This window comes from Psychrobacillus faecigallinarum, assembly GCF_014836595.1.
Lineage (GTDB): Bacteria > Bacillota > Bacilli > Bacillales_A > Planococcaceae > Psychrobacillus > Psychrobacillus faecigallinarum.
Genome location: NZ_JACSQO010000003.1, coordinates 49360 through 72570, shown reverse-complemented (window position 1 = coordinate 72570; position 23211 = coordinate 49360). Strand labels below are relative to the sequence as shown.

Below are 23211 nucleotides of genomic sequence, written 5' to 3'. Positions count from 1 at the left end.
GAGTAAGAGTGGGGGCCCCATTCTTACTCGCCTTATTTTTTATAGTAAGGGGGGGATTTACCGCCTTCGCTATGAAGAGAAACTGAATTCCTATTGACTATATATGAAACAGAATAGGTCCCATTTACATACCCTTTTTCCCAGGTTTCTGTAAATGTAACGAGATACTGATCATCACCTATTTTTCTAGCAGATGTTTTTCTAGATACGTTAAAACCTTCAATGTTACCGCTCCATTTATCCTTCTCTTTTGGAAAGTTACTAGAAATAGTGTCTTCTCCAGATGTTGCAAGCGCAATTGCCTCTTCACTAGTAAAAGGTGGCCGAGATTCTGAAATTAGGGAGAAAAATAACCAGAGAACCACAGCAAGAGCAATCGGAGAAAGAAATCCAAAGGTAATATGGCGGCCGTCCAAATTTTTAGTATATAACCATCTATCAACTATGCTGTATATGAGGGCAGGAACAATACCTAAAAACATAAGGTCTAATTTCTGATAAAAGAATAGACCACCAAAAAAAGCGTGAAACAAAATATATAACCAATTATATTTGGGCATTTTTTTTCTTAAGATAAATTCTAGGAGGAGGGAGACAGGTGTACCATATATAAGTATGATGAATCCGCTATAGAAAAATAAAGTCAAAGCCCAAGCTATGAACTCTTCCCCACGACTATACGGCGGAATAGAATCATTGCCAATCAAGTTATAAGAAGAAAAAATTAAACCAAAAATCATTGCAGTAATAACAGGTGTAATAACCTTCCTAGCAATTAGCTTAATAAATTTGGTTACTCTCCTTCTTTATGGGATATTAATCCATGTAATAAAGAATTATACATTAGGAGGATAATAAAAAACACATGAATTCAAAAAGAATCCATGTGCTAAATTATAATATTATTATTATTATTTTTTTAATTCTTCTTTTGATAGGCTAGACAGTTCATTATAGTAATCACCAATAACACGTAATCCCTTATCAAAATTTTCTAAATGGAAATGCTCATTAGGAGCATGGAAGTTTTCGGTAGATAATCCGAAGCCCATCAATACTACTGGTAGTTCAAGAATTTCATCGAAAGCTGCTACGATTGGAATTGATCCACCACCGCGAGTATAAGCAGTTGGTACAGCATATATTTTTTCGTAGCTGCGACCTGCTGCTTGAATAGCAGGATGGTCAAAAGGTGTGATGAAAGGTTTTCCTTTATCAAATTCAGTTACTTTCACTGTTACACCGGCTGGTTTATGCTTTTCAATATGTGCTTTCAGTTTTGTAACAATTTCTTCAGGGTCCTGATCTGGTACTAAGCGACAAGTAATTTTTGCTCCTGCCTCGCTCGGTAATACAGTTTTAATACCTTCCCCAGAGAAACCACCAAATATCCCATTAATTTCGAGAGTTGGACGTGCCCAAACACGTTCTAGATGAGTATATCCTTTTTCACCAAATAACTCAGTGACGCCAACTTCTTGTTTCAACTCATCCTCGTTGAAACCAAGAGCAGCGTATGCTTCACGTTCTTCTTCCATTAAAGGACGAACATTATCATAGAAGCCCTCTACTTCGATGGTACCTTCTTCGTCACGGAAAGACTCTAAAATGGAGACTAACGCATGGATGGAGTTTTGTACACCGCCACCGTAAAGTCCAGAATGTAGGTCGCCTTTTGCACCTTTTACATCAATTTGAACACCACATAAACCACGTAAACCATAACAAACTGCTGGTTGTCCAGGTCCTTGCATACCTGTATCGGAAATAACGATTACATCTGCTGCAAGCTTATCCTTATTGCTTTCGATGTACTCTTCTAAATTAGGGCTGCCAACCTCTTCTTCGCCTTCTATTAGGAACTTCACATTGACAGGTAAGGATCCCTCAAGTTCAAGAAGTGCTTCGACAGCTTTAACATGCATAAATACTTGACCTTTATCGTCACTAGCACCACGTGCATATAGCTTGTTATCGCGTACCTCTGGATTAAATGGTTCAGATTCCCAAAGGTTCAAAGGGTCTACAGGCTGAACATCGTAATGTCCATAAATAAGCACAGTTGGCTTGTCCTCCGCATGTAACCAATCAGCATACACTACTGGATGCCCCTTTGTTTCATCAATCACAATATTTTCTAGACCAGCTTGCTTAAATGAATCTGATAGCCATTCTGCACCCTTTTGCATATCGGCTTTGTGCTCTGATAAGGATGAAATGCTTGGTATACTAAGAAATTTTTTCAATTCTTCTAAGTGTTTTTCTCTTTTTTCTGCAAAGTAATTGTCTAAGATTGTTAGTTGGCTCATGGATCCATCCTTCTTTCTAAAGATATAGTAAAAACAGTATAGCATAAGTTTTGTGACAACTAAATAACTCGGAGAATCTAGTGGCGCTAAGGTTTTAGAAGAGATATATGATTATCATTAGAAGTACCAAATAGAGAAATATAAACATTTAGAAAAGAAAGACTATATTTAAAAGGTATTTTGTTTCCGTTTAAAGAATAGTAATAAAATTACAATATCAGGGAGGAATACAATTGTTTGAAAATCAAACTATTTTTAATGGCAATGTAGTTGTTTGGTGTTTTGTGAAGGATTTATCGGCTTCAGTGGATTGGTATACAAACATATTAGGTATCAAACCTACTAACAACATTGATGTTGCATACTTTTTCCCTATAAATGAAAATACAAAACTAGCAATTAGTAATCGTTTCAAAGCAAGTGATTCAAATGTGTTGCCTAAAAGTGTTGCTTTGGATTTGCAAAGTGATCACGTTTTCGAGACGCACAGCCTATTGAAGGAAAAGGGAGTTCAAGTCCAAGCGATAGAAAATCCTGTATTAAATTATCACGAGTTTTATTTTAAAGATTTAGATGACAATTTAATTAGGGTACACGGTTTTGCTTAAAGAGGGAGTATTCTTCTAGGTGCTATCTACAAGAAGATAATATTCACTCTATAGAATTTACAAATAAATATATAGGGAGCATGCCAGAATGAAGAAACATGTTGAAATTGGTTACCCGATTTATGAAGGAATGCCCGTTTATCCAGGTTTACCGGAAGTGAAATTAGAGCCGAGAGAGCGTTTGGAAAAAGGAGATGACTGGAATGGTAGCGTATTGAGCATGTATCTTCACGCTGGGACGCATGTGGATGCCCCCTGGCATCATTTAAATAATGGCAAGGGAATAGACGCTATTCCAATTGAAGACTTCATTTAATAAAATCCGTTGTTAATCGATTGTCCAGTAGGTCCAAACGGCTTTATCACTATTGAAAAGCTAGAGGAATATGAAGAATTGAAGGAAGCTGATATTCTAATTTTTAATACTAGCCACTGGAAATATCGTGAAAATGATTTCGAAAAATATGCTAATAACTTCCCATCTGTTTCACCGGATGCAGCCGAATATATACGGACGAAATTGCCGAACTGTAAAGCTGTAGCCATTGATACTTTAAGTATTGAAAACTTAACAGAAGCGAAAGAAAATGGCTATTTTGTCCACCATGCTTTTTTAGATCATGAAAGATACGAGGAACCGACAATGCTTATCTATGAAGACATCAATCCTGAGCCCTTAATAGGCAAAAAGATCATTTCTGCTTTTACAGCACCTTTACGTATCAAAAATCATGATGCATCTGTTGTTAATGTAGTGGTCCAAATTGAAGAATAAAAAAATGATGTGTACTACTTTATAAAAGTATAGAAGGGTATATGCAATTTCAACTCTTATAGTACAAAAACTCTTCAATATACTAGATTCGAATATCATAAAAAAGAACAGTGAAAGTAACCATCTAAAATTGAACGCCACAAACCTAATCTATATCTAACAAGGGACAAGATGATTTAAAGTTTTACACACGAAAATTTATCGTGTTAATTTTAGCGACAGAAGTATTACATGGGGGTGGCTTATCCTTCACACGTTTTGTTATGTTTTTTCAGAAAGAATTTATGTGGAAGTCATTCTATGTATTACATGTTCACACTTTTCCTAATTAACTGGATTCGTTTATAAAGTTTCAAAAATGGAAATTCAAGGGTACTACACGTAAAACTATCTTTAAATACGAACAAATGCTATAATGAAAAAACTAACTATAGAGGTTACCCATTGTCGTTTAGGCAATGGGTAGCCTCTTTCGTGTTTTTAGGGAAGTTGCGGAGGGGAAACATTTTGGAGCTATACACAAACTTGCGCGCAGGTGAAAAAGGCGCATACTTATCTATAGTCACATATATTGTGTTAAGTGTATTTAAATTAACAGTTGGATATTTCGGAAATTCAGAGGCATTACGTGCGGATGGTCTTAATAATACTACAGATATTATTGCATCCGTGGCAGTACTGATCGGGCTACGTATTTCACAGCGGCCACCAGATGATGACCACCGTTATGGCCATTTTCGTGCAGAAACAGTATCCTCTTTAATAGCTTCGTTCATTATGATATATGTAGGGATCGAGGTACTGATCTCAGCTGTAGAAAATATGCTACATCCGACAAATGAAGATCCGGAAATAATAACAATCTTTGTGTCACTAATAAGTGCCGCAATTATGTTTGCTGTATATAAATACAACTACAAGCTAGCTGAAAAAGTAAAAAGTACTGCTGTAAAGGCTGCTGCTTACGACAATCGTTCGGATGCTTTTGTAAGTATTGGAACAGCAATTGGTATTGTAGCGGCAATTATTGGATTCCCTATAATTGATACAATTACAGCTTTTATCATTGGAGTTATTATAATCAAAACAGCAATAGATATTTTTAAAGAAGCTGTATATCTATTAACTGATGGATTTGATAGTAAATTCTTAGCCCAAGTCCGTGCAGAAGTGGAAAATATGGCGCAAGTTCGTGAAATTAATGAAATTCGCGGTCGTCAGCATGGAGGTATGATGTTAATTGATATTACTATTAGTGTCAATCCACATTTAAACGTTAGGCGCTCACATGATATCTCCGATAGAATTGAAAAACGGATAGAATCATTAAATAGTCAGGCGGTAACCTTTGTACATATTGAACCGTATGATCCAAAGGAAATCGTCATTTCTGAAGATGACTATCATTTTTAAATCAGGCTTTCTAAAAGGTGTATTTTTTCAGAAGAGTATTTACTTCGTTTACGCTGCTAGCCTATAGTCCGCTAAAGGAGTAGAAAATTTGTTTATTAATGAACTAAAACACCTTGAAGTCTAGTGGGGAAGAGTTTACAAATAGGAAATTTTTCATCCCTTTTTCTCATTTATTTTGTGGAAACATAGGCTTGGACTTTTTTATTCCATAGCTTTTGAATCGCGTTTGTTTTGTGACAACTAAAATGACAGTATGCTATAGTTATAAGAAGAGATTTGAACGTGAATAAATAGGAGGATATAAAATTGTACATAGAATTTGTACTTTTAGCTGTGTCTATCGTGGTTTCCTTTTTTCTTTCAGGAAGCGAAACAGCATTAATGACAGTAAATAGGACCAAGGTCCAGCTGAAAGCTGAGCAGGGGGAGGTAGCTGCAGTAAAATTACTTGCCCAGCTGATGAAGCCGGACCGGATGATTATTACTATCCTCATTGGTAATACAATAGCAAATACATCCATGACGTTACTAGCCATATTGATAGCGGATTATTATGATTTGCATATTGGTTGGTCTGTAGTAGTTGTAGCAGCATTTATTATATTATTTTGTGAGGTATTGCCTAAGACAATCGCTGCAACTTTTTCAGAAACGGTTGTCTACATGGTAGCTCCTTTTATAAGATTCTTAGTGGCAATACTTCGACCAGTGACCTTCTTGATTGCTGAGTTTACGAATATGCTAATCAGAATAGGGTCAAATGGTGCAGTAAAAGAGACAATGATTACAAAGGAAGAGCTGCTATCAATGGTGGATTTAGCATCAAATGATGGCACCTTTGAGGTAGAGGAGTCAGAGAGAATAAGAGGGATTCTAGATTTCCCAAATAAGGATGTCTCAGATGTTCTCTGTACTCATAGAACAGACGTAGTAGGTATCCCAATAGAGGCAACCTATGAGGAAGTAAGGGATACAATTTTAGAGCATTCGTACACACGCTATCCTATATATGAAGATAGCTTAGATACAATTGTTGGGATGTTTTATTCTAAAAAACTAATAGAGTGGTCGATTGAGCCATCTCTTATTCTAGAAGATATTATTGATAAAGAGCCATTGTTTGTAGTACAAACGCTAAGTGTGGAAAAAGTGTTTAAGCTTATGCTCAACCATAAAAAGCATATGGCTATTGTATTAGATGAATATGGCGGTACTCTTGGTATTGTGACTCATGAAGATTTAATAGAAGAAATGATTGGTCAAGAGATTGAGGATGAAACGGATGATGATGAAGAGATTCTTCTATTTGAATCATCCGAAAGCCAAATTGTATGCTCTGGACGCTTTGAAATTGAAGAGCTAAATGAAATGCTTAAGCTTGCTATTGAAACAGAGAATGATACAATAGGCGGGCTCGTTTTAGAGCAGCTTGGTCATGTGCCAGAAGAAAATGAAAAATTCCGTTTTGAAAACCTTTATATAGAAATAAATGAAATGGAGCGCAATAGAATCGTCCGGGTAACAATTACTAAGGACACAGAAGATGCTTCAAATGAAACACAAGAGGATTAATTTCTCTTGTGTTTTTTTGTACCCTAAGATTTTGCACGCCGCGGAACGCACCCGCCTAAAGCGAAAATCAATCATCTATAGTTCGTACTTATCTTGAAACTTTCTGGTACGTTTTTATGGTTTCTTACACGTTTGTAATTTTTCTGAAAGAGAATCCGATGGAGGGTAAGGTTATGGTTTGGCATTATATAGTTATAAAGAAAAGCCAACCGGAGGATATTAAAATGCAAATTACAATTGAAAATATATACGAAGAATATAACCGTTACATATATTATTTATGTTTGAAACTAACAAAAAATCCTGTAGAAGCAGAAGACTTAATGCAAGAGGTATGGATGAAAGTTGTAAGGTACGAGTCTTATATGAAGGAAGTAGATCATATTAAAGCATGGCTGACTACTATTTGTATGAATACATTCCGCGATCGCTATCGTAAGCAAGTGAGACGTAGTAAATACGTAGCCAACCAACCAGAGCAATTAGATATTTCCTTGCTTGACCTCATCGCATCAGACGTTTTATCTGTAGAGGAGCAGCTGGAAAAAGAAGATGTTTGCGAAATTGTTCGTACAAAAATTTCTGAGCTAGATGCCATTTACCAAAAAACTGTAATGTACTTCTACGTTCATCAATTTTCACTGAATGAAATTGCTGAGGTCATGAAGGTTTCTATTGGAACAGTAAAATCACGATTATTCAGAGCAAAACAGCGCTTAAAGGAAATGATTATGAATGATGAAATGGCAAAAGAATCGTTAGCTTTTGCTTAATCTAAGGAAGCACCTACAAATAAGAGACGTGAAATCGTGTCATAGGTTTCACGTTTTATATTTTTTTAGTTAGGCTTTTTGAATTTCATCGATTATTATCTTAAGCAAACGAGCTTGGGGAAACAATTCCAAGCTCGTTTTTCCTGTTAATTCTATTGAGTATGCTGTTCGTCTATCGAGAAATACTTATATTTAACCCTAAAGTTGCACTACCAGATTAAAGCACTCTGTTAGCTTAAGTAAAACTGGGTATTACATTCTTTTATGTGTTCTGATTTGGGATATGATATCATTTTCTAAAATAGAAAGGAAATAACAATATGAATCATTTAATCCAGTTGTTCAGCTTCATGCCGAGCTTGTAGGGTGTGCTATTGCAACCCCTTGACTTACCTTGCAAGCTCGGGTTTCTCAAGGGAGCTGATACATATGAAAAATCGTTCGAAAGCTTACACTCGCCATCAGCGAGAGCGAGCCATTCAAAAAAAGATGTGGATCGCAAGAAATGTTTTTAATTGGGACGACAACGAAGAAAAATATACGCCTGTAAGAGGTAAGTTTAACAAAGGAAAGGTTCATTGTTCTTGTTGGATGTGCCGTTATGAGCAATATCATGGGATTCCAAAAGCCAAATATAAAGCAAAATGGCATGCTATGAAAATAGAGATAGACTTAGAGTTAACTATCGATACGGGAGATAACTAAGGTTTCAAGTCAAAAACAATATGCAAAAAAGCTGATCGTGATACCTCTCACGATCAGCTTTTTATATCTATCAGGTCAAAATCTTACTCTTCAATAATTTCTTTTCCTGTAGAGAACCACTCTTCTACATTCCAAACTTTTGTAACTAAGCCTTCATAAAATTCAGGCTCATGGCTGACAAGGACAATCGTGCCCTTAAATTCTTTCATCGCACGTTTTAATTCTTCTTTTGCATGGATATCTAAATGGTTGGTCGGTTCGTCAAAAATTAGCCAATTACTTTCTTCCATCATCAGCTTACATAAACGGACCTTCGCTTGCTCACCACCACTTAAACTGGAAAGGGGACGAGTAATGTGCTCACTTTTCAGGCCAGTGCGTGCTAAGGCTGCTCGAACCTGACTTTGCTCCATGCTTGGATACGTTTCCCACACAGACTCAATTGGTGTAATGTTACCAGCTTTTACTTCCTGTTCAAAGTAAGAAGGGAATAAGAAATCGCCGCGGATCACTTTACCACCAATAGGAGGGATTTTCCCAAGTATCGTTTTTAGCAAGGTAGATTTACCAATTCCGTTCATCCCGACAAGGGCAATTTTTTCTCCACGCTCAATCGTAAACGTTAAAGGTGGAAGAAGTGGCTTGTCGTAACCAATCTCTAAATGCTCCGCTTCAATTACATAACGCCCAGAGCTACGAGACTCCTTAAAGCCAAACTCTGGCTTTGCTGCTGTCTCCGGACGGTCAATGCGCTCAATACGATCCAATTGTTTTTGGCGAGATTTAGCTCGTCCCGTTGTTGAGTATCGTGCTTTGTTTTTTGCTATGAATTCCTCTTGTTTTTTTATGAAATCCTGTTGTTTTTCATAAGCATCAAGATGCTGTCTTTTATTTAGCTCCGCAAGCTCTAAAAATTTCTCATAGGAAGCAGTGTAGCGTGTAAGCTTCGAAAATTCTAAATGGAAAATGACATCTACAATTCCATTCATGAATTCTGTATCATGGGAGATCAATAGAAATGCATGTGGATAGTTTTTTAGATAGTTGGATAACCAGTTAACATGCTCTTCATCTAAATAGTTGGTAGGCTCATCTAGTAAAAGAACCTTTGGCTTTTCCAATAAAAGCTTGGCAAGTAAAACCTTTGTACGCTGACCCCCAGATAGTGCCTCAACTGGGCGATCTAATCCAATTGCATCTAAACCAAGTCCTCTAGCTACCTCTTCTATCTTCATATCTAATGAATAGAAGTCACCAGCATCTAATGCGTCTTGAATTTCTGCCATTTGTTCAAGCAATACTTCTAATTCCTCAGGCGTGGCATCGCCCATTTTTCCAATAATCTCATTCAGCTCTTCCTCTTTTTTATAAAGAGGTAAGAACGCATCACGAAGTGTATCGAACATAGAACGACCTGGCTGTAAACGTGTATGCTGATCCAAGTATCCATAATGAGTACCAGGCAGCCATTCTACTCTACCTTCGTCATATATAATTTCTCCAGTTAAAATGCTCATCAACGTTGATTTTCCAACACCGTTTGCCCCTACAAGTCCTACATGCTCACCTTCAACTAAGCGAAAAGAAACCTCTTTAAATAATGTGCGATCTCCGAATGTATGTCCTAAATTTACTACGTTTAACATATGATTTTTTCCTCCAAAAAGAAAGCTCGCAAACGAATAAAACAATAATCTTTTCTGTATCTCTGCTCAAAAATGCATCGCAAAGATATTTTTTTCTGTATATGCTCTACAGAAGTTACAGACAGGAATAGTTATGAAATCAACCCATCGAGGGACGGATTTTACATATTCTATTTCTCCCGTCTGCAAACAGAAAAAATACGTTTTACAGTTCAGCGAGCTGTTTGTTTAGTTCTGCAAGGTCTTCTTCCATTTTGGCTAGTCTACGTTCAGCATTTTCTACTTGAGTAGGATGTCCGTTAGATTCAAGCTTTTCCATGTCGCCTTGTAATCGAATATAGTCCATTTTCAACTCAGCAATTTGTGCTTGTAGCTGTTGTTTTGTCATGAATGTTCACCTTCAGCTTTTTGCTTCATTGTAGCATAAATATTAACTTAATGCGCAATTTCTTCTTCCTCTTTTTTTGAGACTATAACTTGCTCTATAAGTCCAACAACTTCTTCTAAATGGTTGCTAAAATCAAGCTGCTTTTGTTTGTACTTATAAGCATTTTTACGATTTTCATGAAGAATGATCTCCATAACAGCATTTTGCAGATAGGATTGTTTAATTTTTCTTCCTAGACCGAGGTTAGCGAAGCCATGTTTTTCTGTAGGGAACCCATAGTTAACCTCTTCTTCATGTGCGCATAGGATTATACAAGGAACATTAAATTGTGAAACCAAATAAGGGACATAGGATCCAGAGCTTATAACGATGTCGCTTAAGGGAATATAAATTTCTGGTTCATTGGTTTTTATAATGCCAATGGATTTTCGCGTAAGCGCGAAACGCTTTAGCTCAGTCACATCGTGCTTGTATTGGTCATTCACAAGAACGCTAATGCGTAATGGAATATGAAGCTGAACAAGATGTCTTAGTGTACGGTACGTTAAATTTTCAGGGTCTTCATGTGGAAAAGCTACCACTATATGCGGGGGAAGGTCCGGCATGTTATTATTTTTATAAACAATCTTGTGTACTGGTATATAGCCGATTGGCCCATAAACGTAGTTTTCCTTTGAAATCTCTTTAGGAGTTTCATAGAGTGCTTGAAAGACGATGTCTGCAAGCATACCACCATCTCCATGATCATCAAAATGGATAAGGGAACGGTTATCCCTTTTTAGTCTTTTAATAAGATCCTTCTCGGAATTGCCGCTATCATGAATAATGCAATCCGGTTGGAAGGAATCCATTTCTGCCACTAATTGAGCATTCGTTTTATACAAACAGGGCTTAATCTGCTGTTTTTCTAAGTAGTTAATCAGGCTTGTATTAGAAGCAGGCACAAAAACTTTATTTTCCTTCGCCTTCATTGCAGAAATCAGACTGTTTGCACGATCGGCAGGATATAATCCTCGATGAGGCAATGTGTTTAATAGGTAAGCTAGTTTCAAGTTTCATCATCTTCCTTTCCGACATATTCTTTCTATTGTATGGAAAAGGACAGGGGTATATGACAATACATTCAGGAAAGGTGCAGTCTTGCATTAAGAAGGGGGTATAAAAATGGCAAAGCGAACGGCTATAGTTGTGGGAGCGACCGGGTTTACGGGTCAGTTTTTAGTAAAGCAATTATGTGAGAGTGAAGAATATGCAGCAGTGTCTATTATTACAAGGAGAAAGCCGGAATACGATCATCTAAAGCTAGACGTAAAAATAAAGGATTTTAATCGACTAGAGGAAGAGGATTTAGAAATCGCGGATGATTTATTTTGCTGCTTAGGAACAACGATAAAAAAAGCAAAAACAAAAGAAAATTTTCAAAAAGTAGATTTAGAGTATCCTCTTCAAATTGCTTCCTTAGCGAAAAAAAGAGGGATACCTAATTTTTATGTCATCTCTGCAGTTGGTTCAAACAAAAAATCTCCTTTTTTCTACAGTCAGGTGAAGGGACGATTAGAGGAAGAGCTAATAGAGCTCAATATGCCGAGTCTCTCTATTTTTAAACCATCCTTGATAATTGGCGGGAGAGAGGAATTTAGACTGGGAGAACGTGTTTCCGAAGGGTTATTTAAAGCACTAAATCCAGTGTTTGTTGGTCCCTTAAAAAAAATGAGAGCGATTCATGGGAGACAGCTAGCTTATGCGATGTATCACTATGCGCTTTATGGAAAGAAAAGCAAAGTAAATATATATCAAAATATAGATATTATAAATGCTAGACCAATAGAGACAACAGAAGATCAGCCTATATCTAGAGAAGAGCTATTTAACTGGGAGAAAAGAGAGGGTCTCTTTGTAGAAAAGGAAAAACAGGAGTAGGGGATATAGAGGTAAATATGTAATTGTCGTTCATGCAAAAAGTGCATATACTGCATTAATCTATGTTTATCCCGCTTTTAGACGGGTTAATACTGGGAATTGCCCAGAAGAAAAAAGGAAACAAGCTTTCTCAGTCAAAAGGATGAACTTCATCAAACAGGAACTTTTCTACTAAAATGGGGCTATTTTTTTGATATAATAAAGAGCGAAAAAAGGAGGTTCTGTTAAGGTGAAAATTCTATTGGTAGACGGAACAATTATCGGGACGAAAACAGGTGTGTTATTAGAACAAGTGAAAGACTATATAGAAGAATTAAATAAAGACTACACTTTGGAAATCATTAAGCTTTCTAACTATGAGCATCAATTTGTAGACGGTCGACCATTTCAGCAATATAACGATGATATGAAGCTATTGGTCAGCAAATTCGATCAGGCAGACGGGTTTATTTTTGCTACGCCTATCTTTCAAGGGTCTATTCCAGGCGTATTAAAAAATACTTTCGACTTCTTGCATCCAAAATCGATGCGTTACAAGCCGGTTTCCATTGTTGCTAATGGTGGGACTTTCCAACATCATCTAGTAGTAGAAAACCAACTAAAGCCAATACTTGACTACTTTAAATGCTTAGTTACTCCAAACTACGTTTACACTCAAACAAGCCACTTCGATGAAAATAATAAAATTATTGATAAAGATGTCCATGTTCGTTTGAAAGAGCTTGCTCGCGTGTTTGTTTTATATGCTGACATGAGTCAAAACCTAACAAAAGAGGCAACGATTCGTATTAATTAAAACGTCTTTCCGTATCGTCCATGTGAAATTATGACTGGACAGCTCAAATTGATGACCTTGGGTTAAACAAATGAATAAAAAATTATTGTAGCTTAATCAAATCCCCAGCTGAGCTAACTATTGAAAAAAATTCATTTTATGACCGGATAGCAGTGATTTATAACCGGATAAAAATATTTATGACCGGATAGCTCGAATTTACGACCGGATAGAAAAATTTATGACCGTTGGGTGAAATAAGCTCATAATTTCTTCTTAGGCGAAAGCGCGAACTCAGACTATAAACAAACTCAAAGAAATTTGAAGTTTGTTTATAGTCTTTTTGTGTACTTGCAGTATCGAGTTTCTATTTGTAAAAATTTTATTTTCAATGAACTTTTTCTTTGTTCGGGTGTCTAATGTATATCAGTAAGCCAAAAAGGGGTGTCCATGTGGAAGAGTTAGAAATTGCAAAGAAAGCAATACAAAGAGATGAGCAGGCTTTTTTGCAATTAATGCAGGTACATAAAGCTGCTCTCTATCGAACGGCTTATGCTTTTCTGAAAAATGAGCACGAGGCGATAGAAGCAATGCAGGAAGTAACATTTAGAGCCTATCAAAAAATTCATACAGTAAATGAACCAAAATATATAAAAACTTGGCTAGTCAGAATCATGATCAATTACTGTCAAACTCAGTTAAAGAAAAATAGGCGCTTTATATCAGGGGAGGTACTTCAAGAACTGAGATATGACGAAAACAGCTCTTATTTAGAAATAGATGAAGCAATTTCATCCCTGTCGGAGAAGGAACAGCAACTCATTCATATGAAATACTATCAAGACTCTAAAATTAAGGAAATAGCAAAAATAGAGAATATTCCTGAAGGAACGGTAAAGTCTCGGCTCAATAAAGCTCTAAAGTCATTGAGAAATTTTTTATCGGAGAAAGGAGGTGCTGATCATGTTTGAGAGAGAGGAAGAAATGATAAACGAATCGAAGAAACGTTTAGACGAGGTCTCGATTCCTGATGAATTGGTAAACAGTGCGATTCAAGAAGGCCTTCAAAAAGCAAAGGCAAAAAGGCGTAAACGCAGAAAAACAATTTGGACTCTTGGAGTGGCAGCTGTACTCATGCTGGCTTTTACGACTTCCATACGTGTTTCTCCTGCTTTTGCAAGTGCAGTTGCATCCATACCGGGTTTGGAACGATTTGTGCATATACTTCAGCCGGAGTTCGATAAAGGCTTGGAAGCAATTATCGAAAATGAATACTATGAGCCAATTGCTATCAGTCAAACGAGGAATAATATTACCTTTACATTAGATGGAGTAATTATAGATGAGACTGGAGCAGAAATTTTCTATACACTCGAAGCACCAAGGTCTATAAAAAATATAGACTATGGAGATATAAAATTTTTGAATGGAGATAGAGAATTGGTGGGCTCCATAGCGTATAATTCTCCCAATCAGGAAGATGATAATCGAAAAACAGACAAGTTTAGTTTTACCTTTGTTGATATAGAAAAATTTAAAACGAAGGATTTTACTATTAAGTTTGAAGTCAAAGAGGGTAGAGAAGATTTAACGTCCTTCGAAATTCCATTTACGATTAAAAATGACCTAATGAACGGTAAAGTATTCGAGGTAAACGAAGAAGTAGTAATAGATGGTCAAAAAGTTTTTGTAGAAGAAGTGAAAATTTATCCACTTCGTGTAGCACTTACCATGCGCTTTGATGAGGGAAATGATATGGTGCTTCTCCAATTTGAAGATATCCGATTAGAGGATGAGAAAGGTGAGGTCTGGAGTTCTATACGAAATGGCTCTTCTGGCTTTGGGGGATTAGGAGATTTAGAGAAAACCTTCTTTCTACAAAGTAACTATTTTAAAGAGCCAAAGGAGCTATACTTAAAGTTTGATAAAGTGCAGGCACTACCGAAGAAGGAAAGCTACCTTTTAGTCGATTTTAGTAAAAAGGAAATTTTAGAACAACCCTCCTTTGAAAAAATAAAAGTTACGAAAATTCTTTCAGGAGGTTTGGAACTGGAATATAAACCTATTAAGGAAAATCATACTTATTCCTTATTTTCTCGAGGAGAGAATGCGAATGGAGAGTACGTAGATATACCATATCAGTCAAGCTGGCAGGATGAGGAATACCAATATGCCAGTATACAACTTGAAGGAAATATTATGAATCCAGTGAAGCTACCTTTTGATGCTTATCCAAATTATTTAAAGGGGTCAGCATCCATTCAGATAAAGTAGACAAAAGGCGAGAGTACTGTTAAATCAGTATTCTCGTTTTTAGCATGGATACATACTTTAACAAAACTCCACAGCTTCTATTTACTAAATTCAAACAACCCTTTATAGTAGTATTATTTGAGTATTGGTAGTAGTGGAGGGCTTTTTGTGGTTTCAACTGTATTGGCAATTATTATTTTTATCATCACGCTCGCGCTTGTTATTTTACAGCCTAGAAATTTGTCGATTGGCTGGTCTGCCTGTGGAGGAGCATTAGCAGCCCTTTTAGTAGGAGTGGTCGATTTTCAGGACGTACTTGATGTAACAAGCATTGTCTGGAATGCAACTCTGGCCTTCATAGGGATTATTATTATTTCCTTAATCTTAGATGAGGTTGGTTTTTTTGAATGGTCTGCACTCCATGTAGCAAGAGCTGCAAAGGGAAATGGAGTACGCATGTTTATCTTTGTAACTGTATTAGGTGCTGTGGTCTCAGCGTTATTTGCAAATGACGGAGCAGCCCTAATTTTAACACCAATCGTGTTGGCTATGGTACGTAACTTAAACTTCAATGAAAAAATGGTATTCCCATTTATCATGGCAAGTGGATTTATCGCAGATACTACCTCGCTTCCATTTATCATAAGCAATCTAGTAAACATTGTTTCCGCTGATTTTTTCGGTATTGGGTTTGTAGAATATGCTTCCCGAATGATCGTGCCCAACCTGTTTTCATTGGTAGCTAGTGTAGTCGTGCTTTATTTATTCTTCCGAAAAAGTATTCCAAGGAATTATGATACCGCTGACTTAAAGGAGCCGATGGATGCAGTTAGAGATTTGAGAATGTTCAAGCTCTCTTGGTATGTCTTAGCTATTTTGTTGATAGGTTACCTCTCTAGTGAGTTTATTGGGGTACCAGTTTCCTTTGTAGTAGGAATTATAGCGATATTCTTTTTGCTGATGGCAAGAAGAAGTCCTTCTATTGAAACAGGTATAATTGTGAGGGGAGCACCATGGAACATCGTATTCTTTTCGATTGGAATGTATGTAGTTGTCTATGGACTACAGAATGTTGGCATGACTTCTATCTTGGCAGATGTAATCCAATCCGCTTCAGACAATGGTCTGTTTGTCGGAACTATTTCCATGGGCTTTATCGCAGCTATTCTTTCCTCGGTGATGAATAATCTTCCAACGGTCATGATTGATGCATTAGCCATTGCGGAAACGTCCACAACTGGGATTATGCGTGAGGCACTCATTTATGCGAACGTTATAGGATCGGATTTAGGACCGAAAATCACTCCAATCGGTTCACTTGCAACATTGATTTGGCTGCATGTCCTGTCTCGTAAAGGAGTAAAGGTTTCCTGGAGTACATACTTTAAAGTTGGAATAGTTCTTACTGTACCAACACTTTTTATAACATTAGTGGGCCTATATATTTGGCTACTGGTCATTTTATAAAAAAACGTCTGAGTTCGTTGCTCAGACGTTTTTATGTATGTACTTATGTTTAAAATGTTAAGAAATATTCCAAGATGAGTCGTTGGAGCATAATTAGCACCCGAAATTGACTAAAAAAGTTTACTCTATTGAACAAACTTCACTTTATGACCGGATAGCGGAGGTTTATGACCGTATAAAAAAATTTATGACCGGATAGAGCAGATTTATGACCGGATAGAAAATTTTATGACCGCATAGCACAGATTTCTGACCGGTAAGCAAAATGATGCCAATTTAATCAGCGATACCAGGTCAAATAAGTGTTTAAATTAAAACTAACTTAATAAGACTCTCCTTATGTAGTGAATAGAAGAAAAAAAGCCGGATAAAATATAGGAGTATTTATTATTCCACATCGCCTTGTTGATCAGGAAACCATTTGAGTAGGTTGGAGAAGTTATAGAGATACTCATTTAGCTCATCTGGAGATGTAGAAAATTGATTGCTATGCCACTCCACTAAAATACCCATAATTGCGTTAGTTTGATAGCTAACAAAATACTCCATTTGTTCTTCAGGAAGATAGTCGATGGAATTCATGGTAAGATCCTTCATCATCTTGCGTATAGCGTGAAAAAGCTTGTAATAGTATCTTATAGGATTGGTCTCATCAAAAATGATGTGATAAAACCCTTCGTATCTTTTCACGTGATGAAAAATAATAATCATGTCTGATTTCAAATTTTGGATATTAAAATTGGTTTGATGATAGGGTTCTTCATAAGATTTCCTCAAATCATCGATAATTTCCTCGAAGTAGCTTTCAAAAACTCCATGAACATTTTGATAGTGAAGGTAGAAGGTGCCTCTGTTTATTTTTGCGAGACGACAAAGCTCCGTAATATTAATGGACTCTAACGGTTTGTTTTTCAAAAGCTCTAGTAATGCGTTTCGCAGGCTTTCCTGTGTTTTTAAAATACGTAAATCAGTTTTCATTATTTTCCTCCAAATGTTAATAAACAATTTCTTAAAATTTGTTCTATAATATACAGTTTTGGATTTTGTGTTGTTTGTATGAAGCTATTATATAACGTATAATTTTAAATGAACAGGTGTTCAATAGAGTATCCTAAAAAGGAGGCAATTATAATGAAATTACAAGACAAAGTAGCTATAGTTACTGGAGCAGCATCAGGTATGGGTAAAGCAATCGCTGAAGGCTATGCAGCAGAGGGCGCAAAAGTTGTCGTATCAGATATGAATTTAGATGGCGCGAAAGCGGTTGCAGAAGCAATCACTGCAAATGGTGGAACTGCATTTGCAATTGACACAAATGTAACAAAAGATGAAGATCTTACTCGCTTATTTGATGAAACAGTTAAAACTTACGGTAAGTTAGATATTTTAGTAAATAACGCTGGAATCATGGACGGTATGGAGCCGGTAAATGAAATTTCAGATGCACGCTGGGATATGGTATTTGCAGTAAATACTACTGCAACTATGAAAACAATGCGTTTAGCAACTGACCTTTTCTTAAAACAAGGCAGCGGTGTAATCGTAAACAATATTTCCGCTGGTGGTCTGTATGGAGGGCGTGCAGGAGCTGCATATACAGCTTCTAAGCATGCAGTTGTAGGTTTAACAAAAAACACAGCATTCATGTTTGCTGATAAAGGAATTCGTTGTAACGGAATCGCACCAGGTGCAGTAGTTACGAACATTTCATCTACTATGACTAACATCAGTCAATATGGAGTTGGAAAACAACAACTAGGTATGGGGTTAAACCCACGTGCTGGACAGCCAGAGGAAATTGCAAAACTTGCTATTTTCTTAGGATCAGAAGACGCTAGCTTTATCAATGGTGTAGTTGTTGCAGCTGATGGCGGTTGGACTACTTATTAATAGCTACTAAAAATGTAAACCACTGAAGTTACTTTAACTTTGGTGGTTTTTTGGTGCCTTACAACATGCGGTTACTTTTTTCTAGAAAAGGGAATGGAAAAATAGAGTGAAACTTTTGATGGCATCTTCTCGTATAAAAGATGTAACTCAAAGTAGCGTTAAAAACTCTTTATGTATGCTAAGTGACTATTCATTTTGATATTTACAGCTTGCATACAACAAACGGAATTTCCTTGCATAGGCAAGAGTTATATCCAACAGTTAAAATATAAAGCTAGAATAAGGGAGAGTGTGTAATGGAAATTTTAAGAAGATTCCGCGATATTATGTCAAGCAATATTAATGCGTTATTAGATAAGGCAGAGGATCCAGAAAAAATGATCGACCAATACTTGCGCGACCTAAATAGAGATCTTGGGAAGGTAAAATCCGAAACGGCTACAATTATGGCTGCTGAAAAACGGGCGACACGTGAGCTAGAGGAGTGCCAAACGGACATTGTAAGCATGCAAAAGTATGCAGTTAAAGCATTAGAGGCTGGTAATGAAGAGGATGCAAGAAAATTCCTGAACAAAAAGGCTGAATATACAGCGAAGGAAACAGACTTAAAAACGGCAAAAGAGTTAGCTTCCGCTAATACAGTACAAATGAGACAAATGCATGACAAGCTTGTCGCTGATATGGGAGAACTGGAATCTAGAAGATCTATCCTTAAGGGAAAAGCGTCTGTTGCTAAGACACAGAAGAAGGTCAATGAATTTACCTCTTCTATGGGAGGAGCGAGTCGCTCAATGTCTGCCTTCGATAAGATGGAGGCTAAAATTAACCAGGAGCTGGATGAAGCAAATGCAATGGCCGAGCTAAATAAAGGTATAGGAGAAGATATAGAAAATCTTGCCTCTAAGTATGATACAGACAAGGATGTAGAAAATGAACTTTCTGCATTGAAAGCTCAATTAAACGTTGACGACGAGCTGGCAGCTTTAAAGGAACAGCTACAAACAAAAAAAGAATAGAAAAAATATACAAGGCTGTAGCAATTGCTACAGCCTGATTTAAAAATACAAAAAAGTAGAGGAAGGGAATAATGGTTATCCAATATAAATGTCCTAACTGTGGATCAGATATGGAGTTTGATAGTACCTCGGGTATGCTATCCTGTAACAGCTGTGGGAGAAAGGACAATATAGAGAGTTTCTCAGATGAGTTCATCACAACCACTTTTGAAGAGGATGAGGCTAAGCAATACAATTGTAATAACTGTGGTGCAGTCATAATTACTGATGCGGATACGACAGCGACTAACTGCAGCTTTTGTGGTGCAGCTGTGGTTTTGGGGGATAGATTGTCCGGTGACTTAGCTCCTGCTAAAGTTATTCCTTTCACCATAAACAAAGAGCAAGCGATGGAAGCCTTTCGGAAGTGGTGCAAAAACGGCCGTTTGACTCCCTCGGGGTTTATGACTGCCGATAGGGTAAAAGGAATTACTGGTATTTACGTACCCTTCTGGCTGTATGACTTGGATAGCAAGGCAAAGGTTGACGCTGTTGGCACACAGGTTAGAACCTATACAAGAGGGGATTATATCTATACGGAAACAAAGTTCTATGATGTCTACCGAGATATTGATTTAAGCTATGTAAAGGTGCCAGTTGATGCCTCAGAAAAGCTAGATGATGAGCTAATGGATAAACTTGAGCCATATGATTATAACAGCCTGAAGGATTTCAAAACACCTTATCTAGCTGGTTATATTGCCGAGAAATACAATTTTACAGATCAGGAATTGCTCACACGAGTAAAAACGAAGGTGCAGCCATACATAGACAGTTATATTAGCTCGACAATTGCTGGTTACTCCTCCGTTCAATACAAAAATAAACAAATTGATACAAACAAGAAGAAGGCGCATTACGTACTTTTACCAGTTTGGATGGTTTATTATGACTTTGGCAATAAGGAGCACATCTTTGCAATGAATGGACAGACAGGGAAAGTTGTTGGAAAGCCACCACTTAGCATGGGTAAGGTTGCTGGATGGTTTAGTGGTATTGCTGCAGCATCCTTTATCATTTTGAAGGGTATTTCCTTCGCAATTGGTGGTGTTCTATGGTGAAAAAACATTCGATTTTACTCCTTACACTATTCCTATTATTATTTCCCTTAGGACTAACACAAGCAGCCGATACAAAGCAACGCGTTTTTGATGATGCAGGTATTTTATCTGCAAGTGAAGTAGAAGCATTAGAGATACTGTCTTCAGAATATAGCGAGAAAAACGAAACAGACTTTGTATTTCTTACGACAAATGGTGCAGATGATAAAGGTATTGAGACTTACGTGGAAGATTTTGCAGATAGTACAGGAATTGGCTATCGAAAGCACAATGGAAGTGCAGCCTTAGTCGGTATAGATATGATTAATAGAGACGTTACGCTAAGGGGCTTCGATAAGGCAGAGGAATATCTTGATGACGAAAGAATGGACCTACTCAGAGATAAAATCAAGCCCGCTTTATCTGCTGGAAACTACTATGAAGCATTTCGTGAATTTATTATTACCTCGGATAAATATATGGAATATAGACCTGGTGTAAATCCTGAAAGTATCCTTTTCAAATGGTGGTTCCAGGTTGGTGCATCTCTAGCACTTGGAGGTATAATTGTTGGTATTATGGCATTTAACTCTGGTGGTAGGGTAACAGTGAATAGTCAGACCTATTTCGAAGCGAACAATTCAAGAGTAACTAGTAAACGTGATGTCTTCGTCAATCAAACGGTTTCCAAAATAAAGAAGCCAACTAACAACAATAGTGGTGGAGGAAGCAGTGGTGGCGGAGTAACAAGCGGTGGTAGATCATTTAGCGGAAGTAGCGGAAAATTCTAAGGCTTTCAATTTACTTAATCATGAAGGGAATGAGATAATGTCTTTTTTTAGAAATCAATTTTCAGATGTAGTGGAATGGCGAGAATTTAGAGAAGATATGATTTTCTGGAAATGGAACAATGAAGAAATTAAGAAAGGAAGCAAGCTAATCATCCGACCTGGCCAGGATGCTGTGTTTTTTAATGGTGGACGCATCGAAGGGATTTTTGAGGATGATGGCGAGTATGATATTGAGTCTCAAATCGTACCTTTTCTTTCCACTTTAAAAGGATTTAGATTCGGTTTTAACAGCGGGATGCGTGTTGAGGTGCTTTTCGTTAATACGAAGGAATTTACCGTAAAGTGGGGAACTCAGAACCCTATTAATATCCCAACACCTCAGCTACCTGGAGGAATGCCAATTCGTGCGAATGGTACATTTAATTTTAAAGTTAATGACTATGTGGGACTAATCGATAAGGTTGCAGGCGTGCGCACAAGCTATCTTGTGGATGACGTAAAGATTCGTATTACTTCTGTTTTGGATCAGCTATTGATGAAATGGATAAGCCGCGAAGGTAAGGATATGTTCAACCTACAGGCAAATGCCTCAGATATAGCTGGGGGTATTAAGGATGATCTAGATATGCAAATCATGGATATGGGTATGAAAATCACTGGGTTCAATATTATGAGCTTCAATTATCCAAAGGAAATCCAAGATATGATCACAAAGAATGCATCCCATGGGATGATCGGAGATCTCTCCAAATACCAACAGGTTTCTGTTACGGATGCGATGGCTTCAGGAAAGCTTTCTGGATCAGGAGCAGCCTCGGATATGGCGGGAATGATGATGGGCATGAATATGGCAAATGAAATGATGAAAAACATGAACCAGAGTAATCCAAATCAAAGTCAAAGCCAGGCTTCTTCCCAAACTAACCAACCAAGCAGTAGTAATGCCGGCGGTGGTCAAATGCCGAACTTCTGTCCGAACTGTGGACAAAAAACAACTGGTGCAAACTTCTGCCCAAATTGTGGACAGAAGCTAGTATAAGTAAAAATTTAAACAAAGGATAATCAACCTGTATAGGCTGATTATCCTTTCATTTTGATGGAGTAAGGAAAGGGGAGAAAAGTGTGGAAAATGTAAAGGTTGTTTATATACTTCTTTTTGATGAAAGTGGTAAGCAGGTTTTAATGGTTAAAAACAAAGGGGGTCATGGCTCTTACTATACACTTCCAGGAGGAAGAGTAGAAAAAGGAGAAACTCTACAGGAAGCAGCGATTCGAGAAACTAAAGAAGAGACAGGCATAGATATCGCGATAGAGGGAATTATCTTTGTAAATGAAGCCTTTATTGAAAATGTAAAACAGCATTCTATTTTTATCACCTTTAAAGGGAAACGTATAGGTGGAGATTTGGTTCTTTCGCGTCCAGATGAAATAGAGGAGATTGTGTGGATGGATGTAGCTTCAGCTGAAAAGTTTATACATATCCCTGCGAAACTAGAAGGATTATTTAGCCAACAGATTTTGGTTCCATATTTTAATAGAGGCGAAGTAGCTCATAAATACTAGTGTATCTGCAAAAGAAAGGAATAGTAGGGAATAATTTAGGTTTCTTAATATAGAGTTAACTTCAAAATGAGACTATAAGATAGGAAGATATATTACTTGGCTAATTGGATAGAGGTGGCGTCTCCAGCGTGATGAGTGAGAGAGATAAGACATCACAAATGACGCTCAAGCGATGGGGTTGATTAATCGTTCTCACCGCACGGAAAGTGACCGCGGAGAGTGGAAACAATTATACATTTTTTTAATAATTATTTGTCTAGCTTCAGCA

The 23211-nt window shown here is 37.1% G+C and carries 22 protein-coding genes and 1 pseudogene; 17 read left to right on the top strand and 6 right to left on the bottom strand.

All coding sequences use genetic code 11. The features are described from left to right. Nucleotides 1–32: 32 nt before the first annotated feature. Both H9650_RS07995 and H9650_RS07990 read right to left on the bottom strand, forming a co-directional pair. Nucleotides 33–482 carry a hypothetical protein gene (locus H9650_RS07995; protein WP_191696946.1) on the bottom strand — a complete coding sequence of 150 codons (450 nt, stop codon included), beginning with the start codon at nt 480–482 and terminating at the stop codon, nt 33–35. A 429-nt stretch (nt 483–911) separates the two neighbouring features. Then, nucleotides 912–2309, bottom strand: a complete 1398-nt coding sequence (locus H9650_RS07990) for a dipeptidase (protein ID WP_151111453.1) — start codon at nt 2307–2309, stop codon at nt 912–914. Nucleotides 2310–2542: 233 nt separating this feature from the next. Between H9650_RS07990 and H9650_RS07985 the strand changes: the two genes are divergently transcribed. The 6 genes and pseudogenes from H9650_RS07985 (at nt 2543) to H9650_RS07960 (ending at nt 8155) form a co-directional block, all read left to right on the top strand. Next, nucleotides 2543–2917: a VOC family protein gene (locus tag H9650_RS07985; RefSeq protein WP_186318220.1), complete on the top strand. Its 375-nt coding sequence runs from the start codon at nt 2543–2545 to the stop codon at nt 2915–2917. A gap of 88 nt (nt 2918–3005) precedes the next feature. Continuing rightward, nucleotides 3006–3692 (top strand): annotated as a pseudogene (locus H9650_RS07980) (cyclase family protein). A 507-nt stretch (nt 3693–4199) separates the two neighbouring features. Continuing rightward, a complete protein-coding gene (locus H9650_RS07975; protein WP_144539908.1) occupies nt 4200–5105 on the top strand; it encodes a cation diffusion facilitator family transporter in 906 nt (301 codons plus the stop codon). A gap of 306 nt (nt 5106–5411) precedes the next feature. Next, nucleotides 5412–6677 carry a hemolysin family protein gene (locus H9650_RS07970; RefSeq protein ID WP_225215978.1) on the top strand — a complete coding sequence of 422 codons (1266 nt, stop codon included), beginning with the start codon at nt 5412–5414 and terminating at the stop codon, nt 6675–6677. Nucleotides 6678–6901: 224 nt separating this feature from the next. Next, nucleotides 6902–7450, top strand: a complete 549-nt coding sequence (locus H9650_RS07965) for an RNA polymerase sigma factor (protein WP_144540056.1) — start codon at nt 6902–6904, stop codon at nt 7448–7450. Between the two features lie 429 nt (nt 7451–7879). Further along, on the top strand, nt 7880–8155 hold the full coding sequence (locus tag H9650_RS07960) for a hypothetical protein (RefSeq protein ID WP_154311581.1): 276 nt from the start codon (nt 7880–7882) through the stop codon (nt 8153–8155). 83 nt (nt 8156–8238) lie between these two features. On the opposite strand, the gene H9650_RS07955 is transcribed toward H9650_RS07960, so the two are convergent. From H9650_RS07955 to H9650_RS07945, 3 genes are all read right to left on the bottom strand, one after another. Next, nucleotides 8239–9801: an ABC-F family ATP-binding cassette domain-containing protein gene (locus H9650_RS07955; protein WP_151111451.1), complete on the bottom strand. Its 1563-nt coding sequence runs from the start codon at nt 9799–9801 to the stop codon at nt 8239–8241. A gap of 205 nt (nt 9802–10006) precedes the next feature. Further along, nucleotides 10007–10189, bottom strand: a complete 183-nt coding sequence (locus H9650_RS07950) for an SE1832 family protein (RefSeq protein ID WP_144539904.1) — start codon at nt 10187–10189, stop codon at nt 10007–10009. Between the two features lie 47 nt (nt 10190–10236). Further along, nucleotides 10237–11241 (bottom strand): hypothetical protein, encoded by a 1005-nt coding sequence (locus H9650_RS07945; RefSeq protein WP_144539902.1) that lies wholly within the window; start codon nt 11239–11241, stop codon nt 10237–10239. A 112-nt stretch (nt 11242–11353) separates the two neighbouring features. Here H9650_RS07945 and H9650_RS07940 point away from each other — a divergent pair, with 112 nt between their 5' ends. The 5 genes from H9650_RS07940 (at nt 11354) to H9650_RS07920 (ending at nt 16604) form a co-directional block, all read left to right on the top strand. Further along, nucleotides 11354–12109 (top strand): NAD-dependent epimerase/dehydratase family protein, encoded by a 756-nt coding sequence (locus H9650_RS07940; protein ID WP_151111447.1) that lies wholly within the window; start codon nt 11354–11356, stop codon nt 12107–12109. A 229-nt stretch (nt 12110–12338) separates the two neighbouring features. Beyond that, entirely contained in the window at nt 12339–12905 is a 567-nt protein-coding gene (locus H9650_RS07935; RefSeq protein WP_144539898.1) for an NADPH-dependent FMN reductase, read from the top strand. Between the two features lie 431 nt (nt 12906–13336). After that, nucleotides 13337–13855 (top strand): sigma-70 family RNA polymerase sigma factor, encoded by a 519-nt coding sequence (locus H9650_RS07930; RefSeq protein WP_144539896.1) that lies wholly within the window; start codon nt 13337–13339, stop codon nt 13853–13855. Then, nucleotides 13848–15158 (top strand): DUF4179 domain-containing protein, encoded by a 1311-nt coding sequence (locus H9650_RS07925; protein WP_191696945.1) that lies wholly within the window; start codon nt 13848–13850, stop codon nt 15156–15158. The genes H9650_RS07930 and H9650_RS07925 overlap by 8 nt, the downstream gene beginning before the upstream one ends. 147 nt (nt 15159–15305) lie before the next feature. After that, on the top strand, nt 15306–16604 hold the full coding sequence (locus H9650_RS07920; RefSeq protein WP_191696944.1) for an arsenic transporter: 1299 nt from the start codon (nt 15306–15308) through the stop codon (nt 16602–16604). A 387-nt stretch (nt 16605–16991) separates the two neighbouring features. Here H9650_RS07920 and H9650_RS07915 read toward each other — a convergent pair whose 3' ends face one another. Then, the gene (locus H9650_RS07915) at nt 16992–17582 is read right to left on the bottom strand and encodes a TetR/AcrR family transcriptional regulator (RefSeq protein WP_144539890.1); all 591 of its coding nucleotides are present in this window, start codon (nt 17580–17582) and stop codon (nt 16992–16994) included. Between the two features lie 153 nt (nt 17583–17735). On the opposite strand from H9650_RS07915, the gene H9650_RS07910 reads away from it, so the two are divergent. The 6 genes from H9650_RS07910 to H9650_RS07885 all read left to right on the top strand — a co-directional run bounded on the left by H9650_RS07910 (nt 17736) and on the right by H9650_RS07885 (nt 22943). Next, nucleotides 17736–18494, top strand: a complete 759-nt coding sequence (locus H9650_RS07910) for an SDR family oxidoreductase (protein WP_191696943.1) — start codon at nt 17736–17738, stop codon at nt 18492–18494. A 296-nt stretch (nt 18495–18790) separates the two neighbouring features. Continuing rightward, nucleotides 18791–19510, top strand: coding sequence for a PspA/IM30 family protein (locus H9650_RS07905; protein ID WP_191696942.1), 720 nt, complete (start codon nt 18791–18793; stop codon nt 19508–19510). Nucleotides 19511–19581: 71 nt separating this feature from the next. Beyond that, nucleotides 19582–20610 (top strand): TFIIB-type zinc ribbon-containing protein, encoded by a 1029-nt coding sequence (locus H9650_RS07900; RefSeq protein WP_151111435.1) that lies wholly within the window; start codon nt 19582–19584, stop codon nt 20608–20610. Then, on the top strand, nt 20604–21380 hold the full coding sequence (locus tag H9650_RS07895) for a TPM domain-containing protein (RefSeq protein ID WP_154311572.1): 777 nt from the start codon (nt 20604–20606) through the stop codon (nt 21378–21380). The genes H9650_RS07900 and H9650_RS07895 overlap by 7 nt, the downstream gene beginning before the upstream one ends. A gap of 37 nt (nt 21381–21417) precedes the next feature. Then, on the top strand, nt 21418–22419 hold the full coding sequence (locus tag H9650_RS07890) for an SPFH domain-containing protein (RefSeq protein ID WP_154311570.1): 1002 nt from the start codon (nt 21418–21420) through the stop codon (nt 22417–22419). 83 nt (nt 22420–22502) lie between these two features. Continuing rightward, entirely contained in the window at nt 22503–22943 is a 441-nt protein-coding gene (locus H9650_RS07885; protein WP_154311568.1) for an NUDIX hydrolase, read from the top strand. Nucleotides 22944–23211 lie beyond the last annotated feature (268 nt).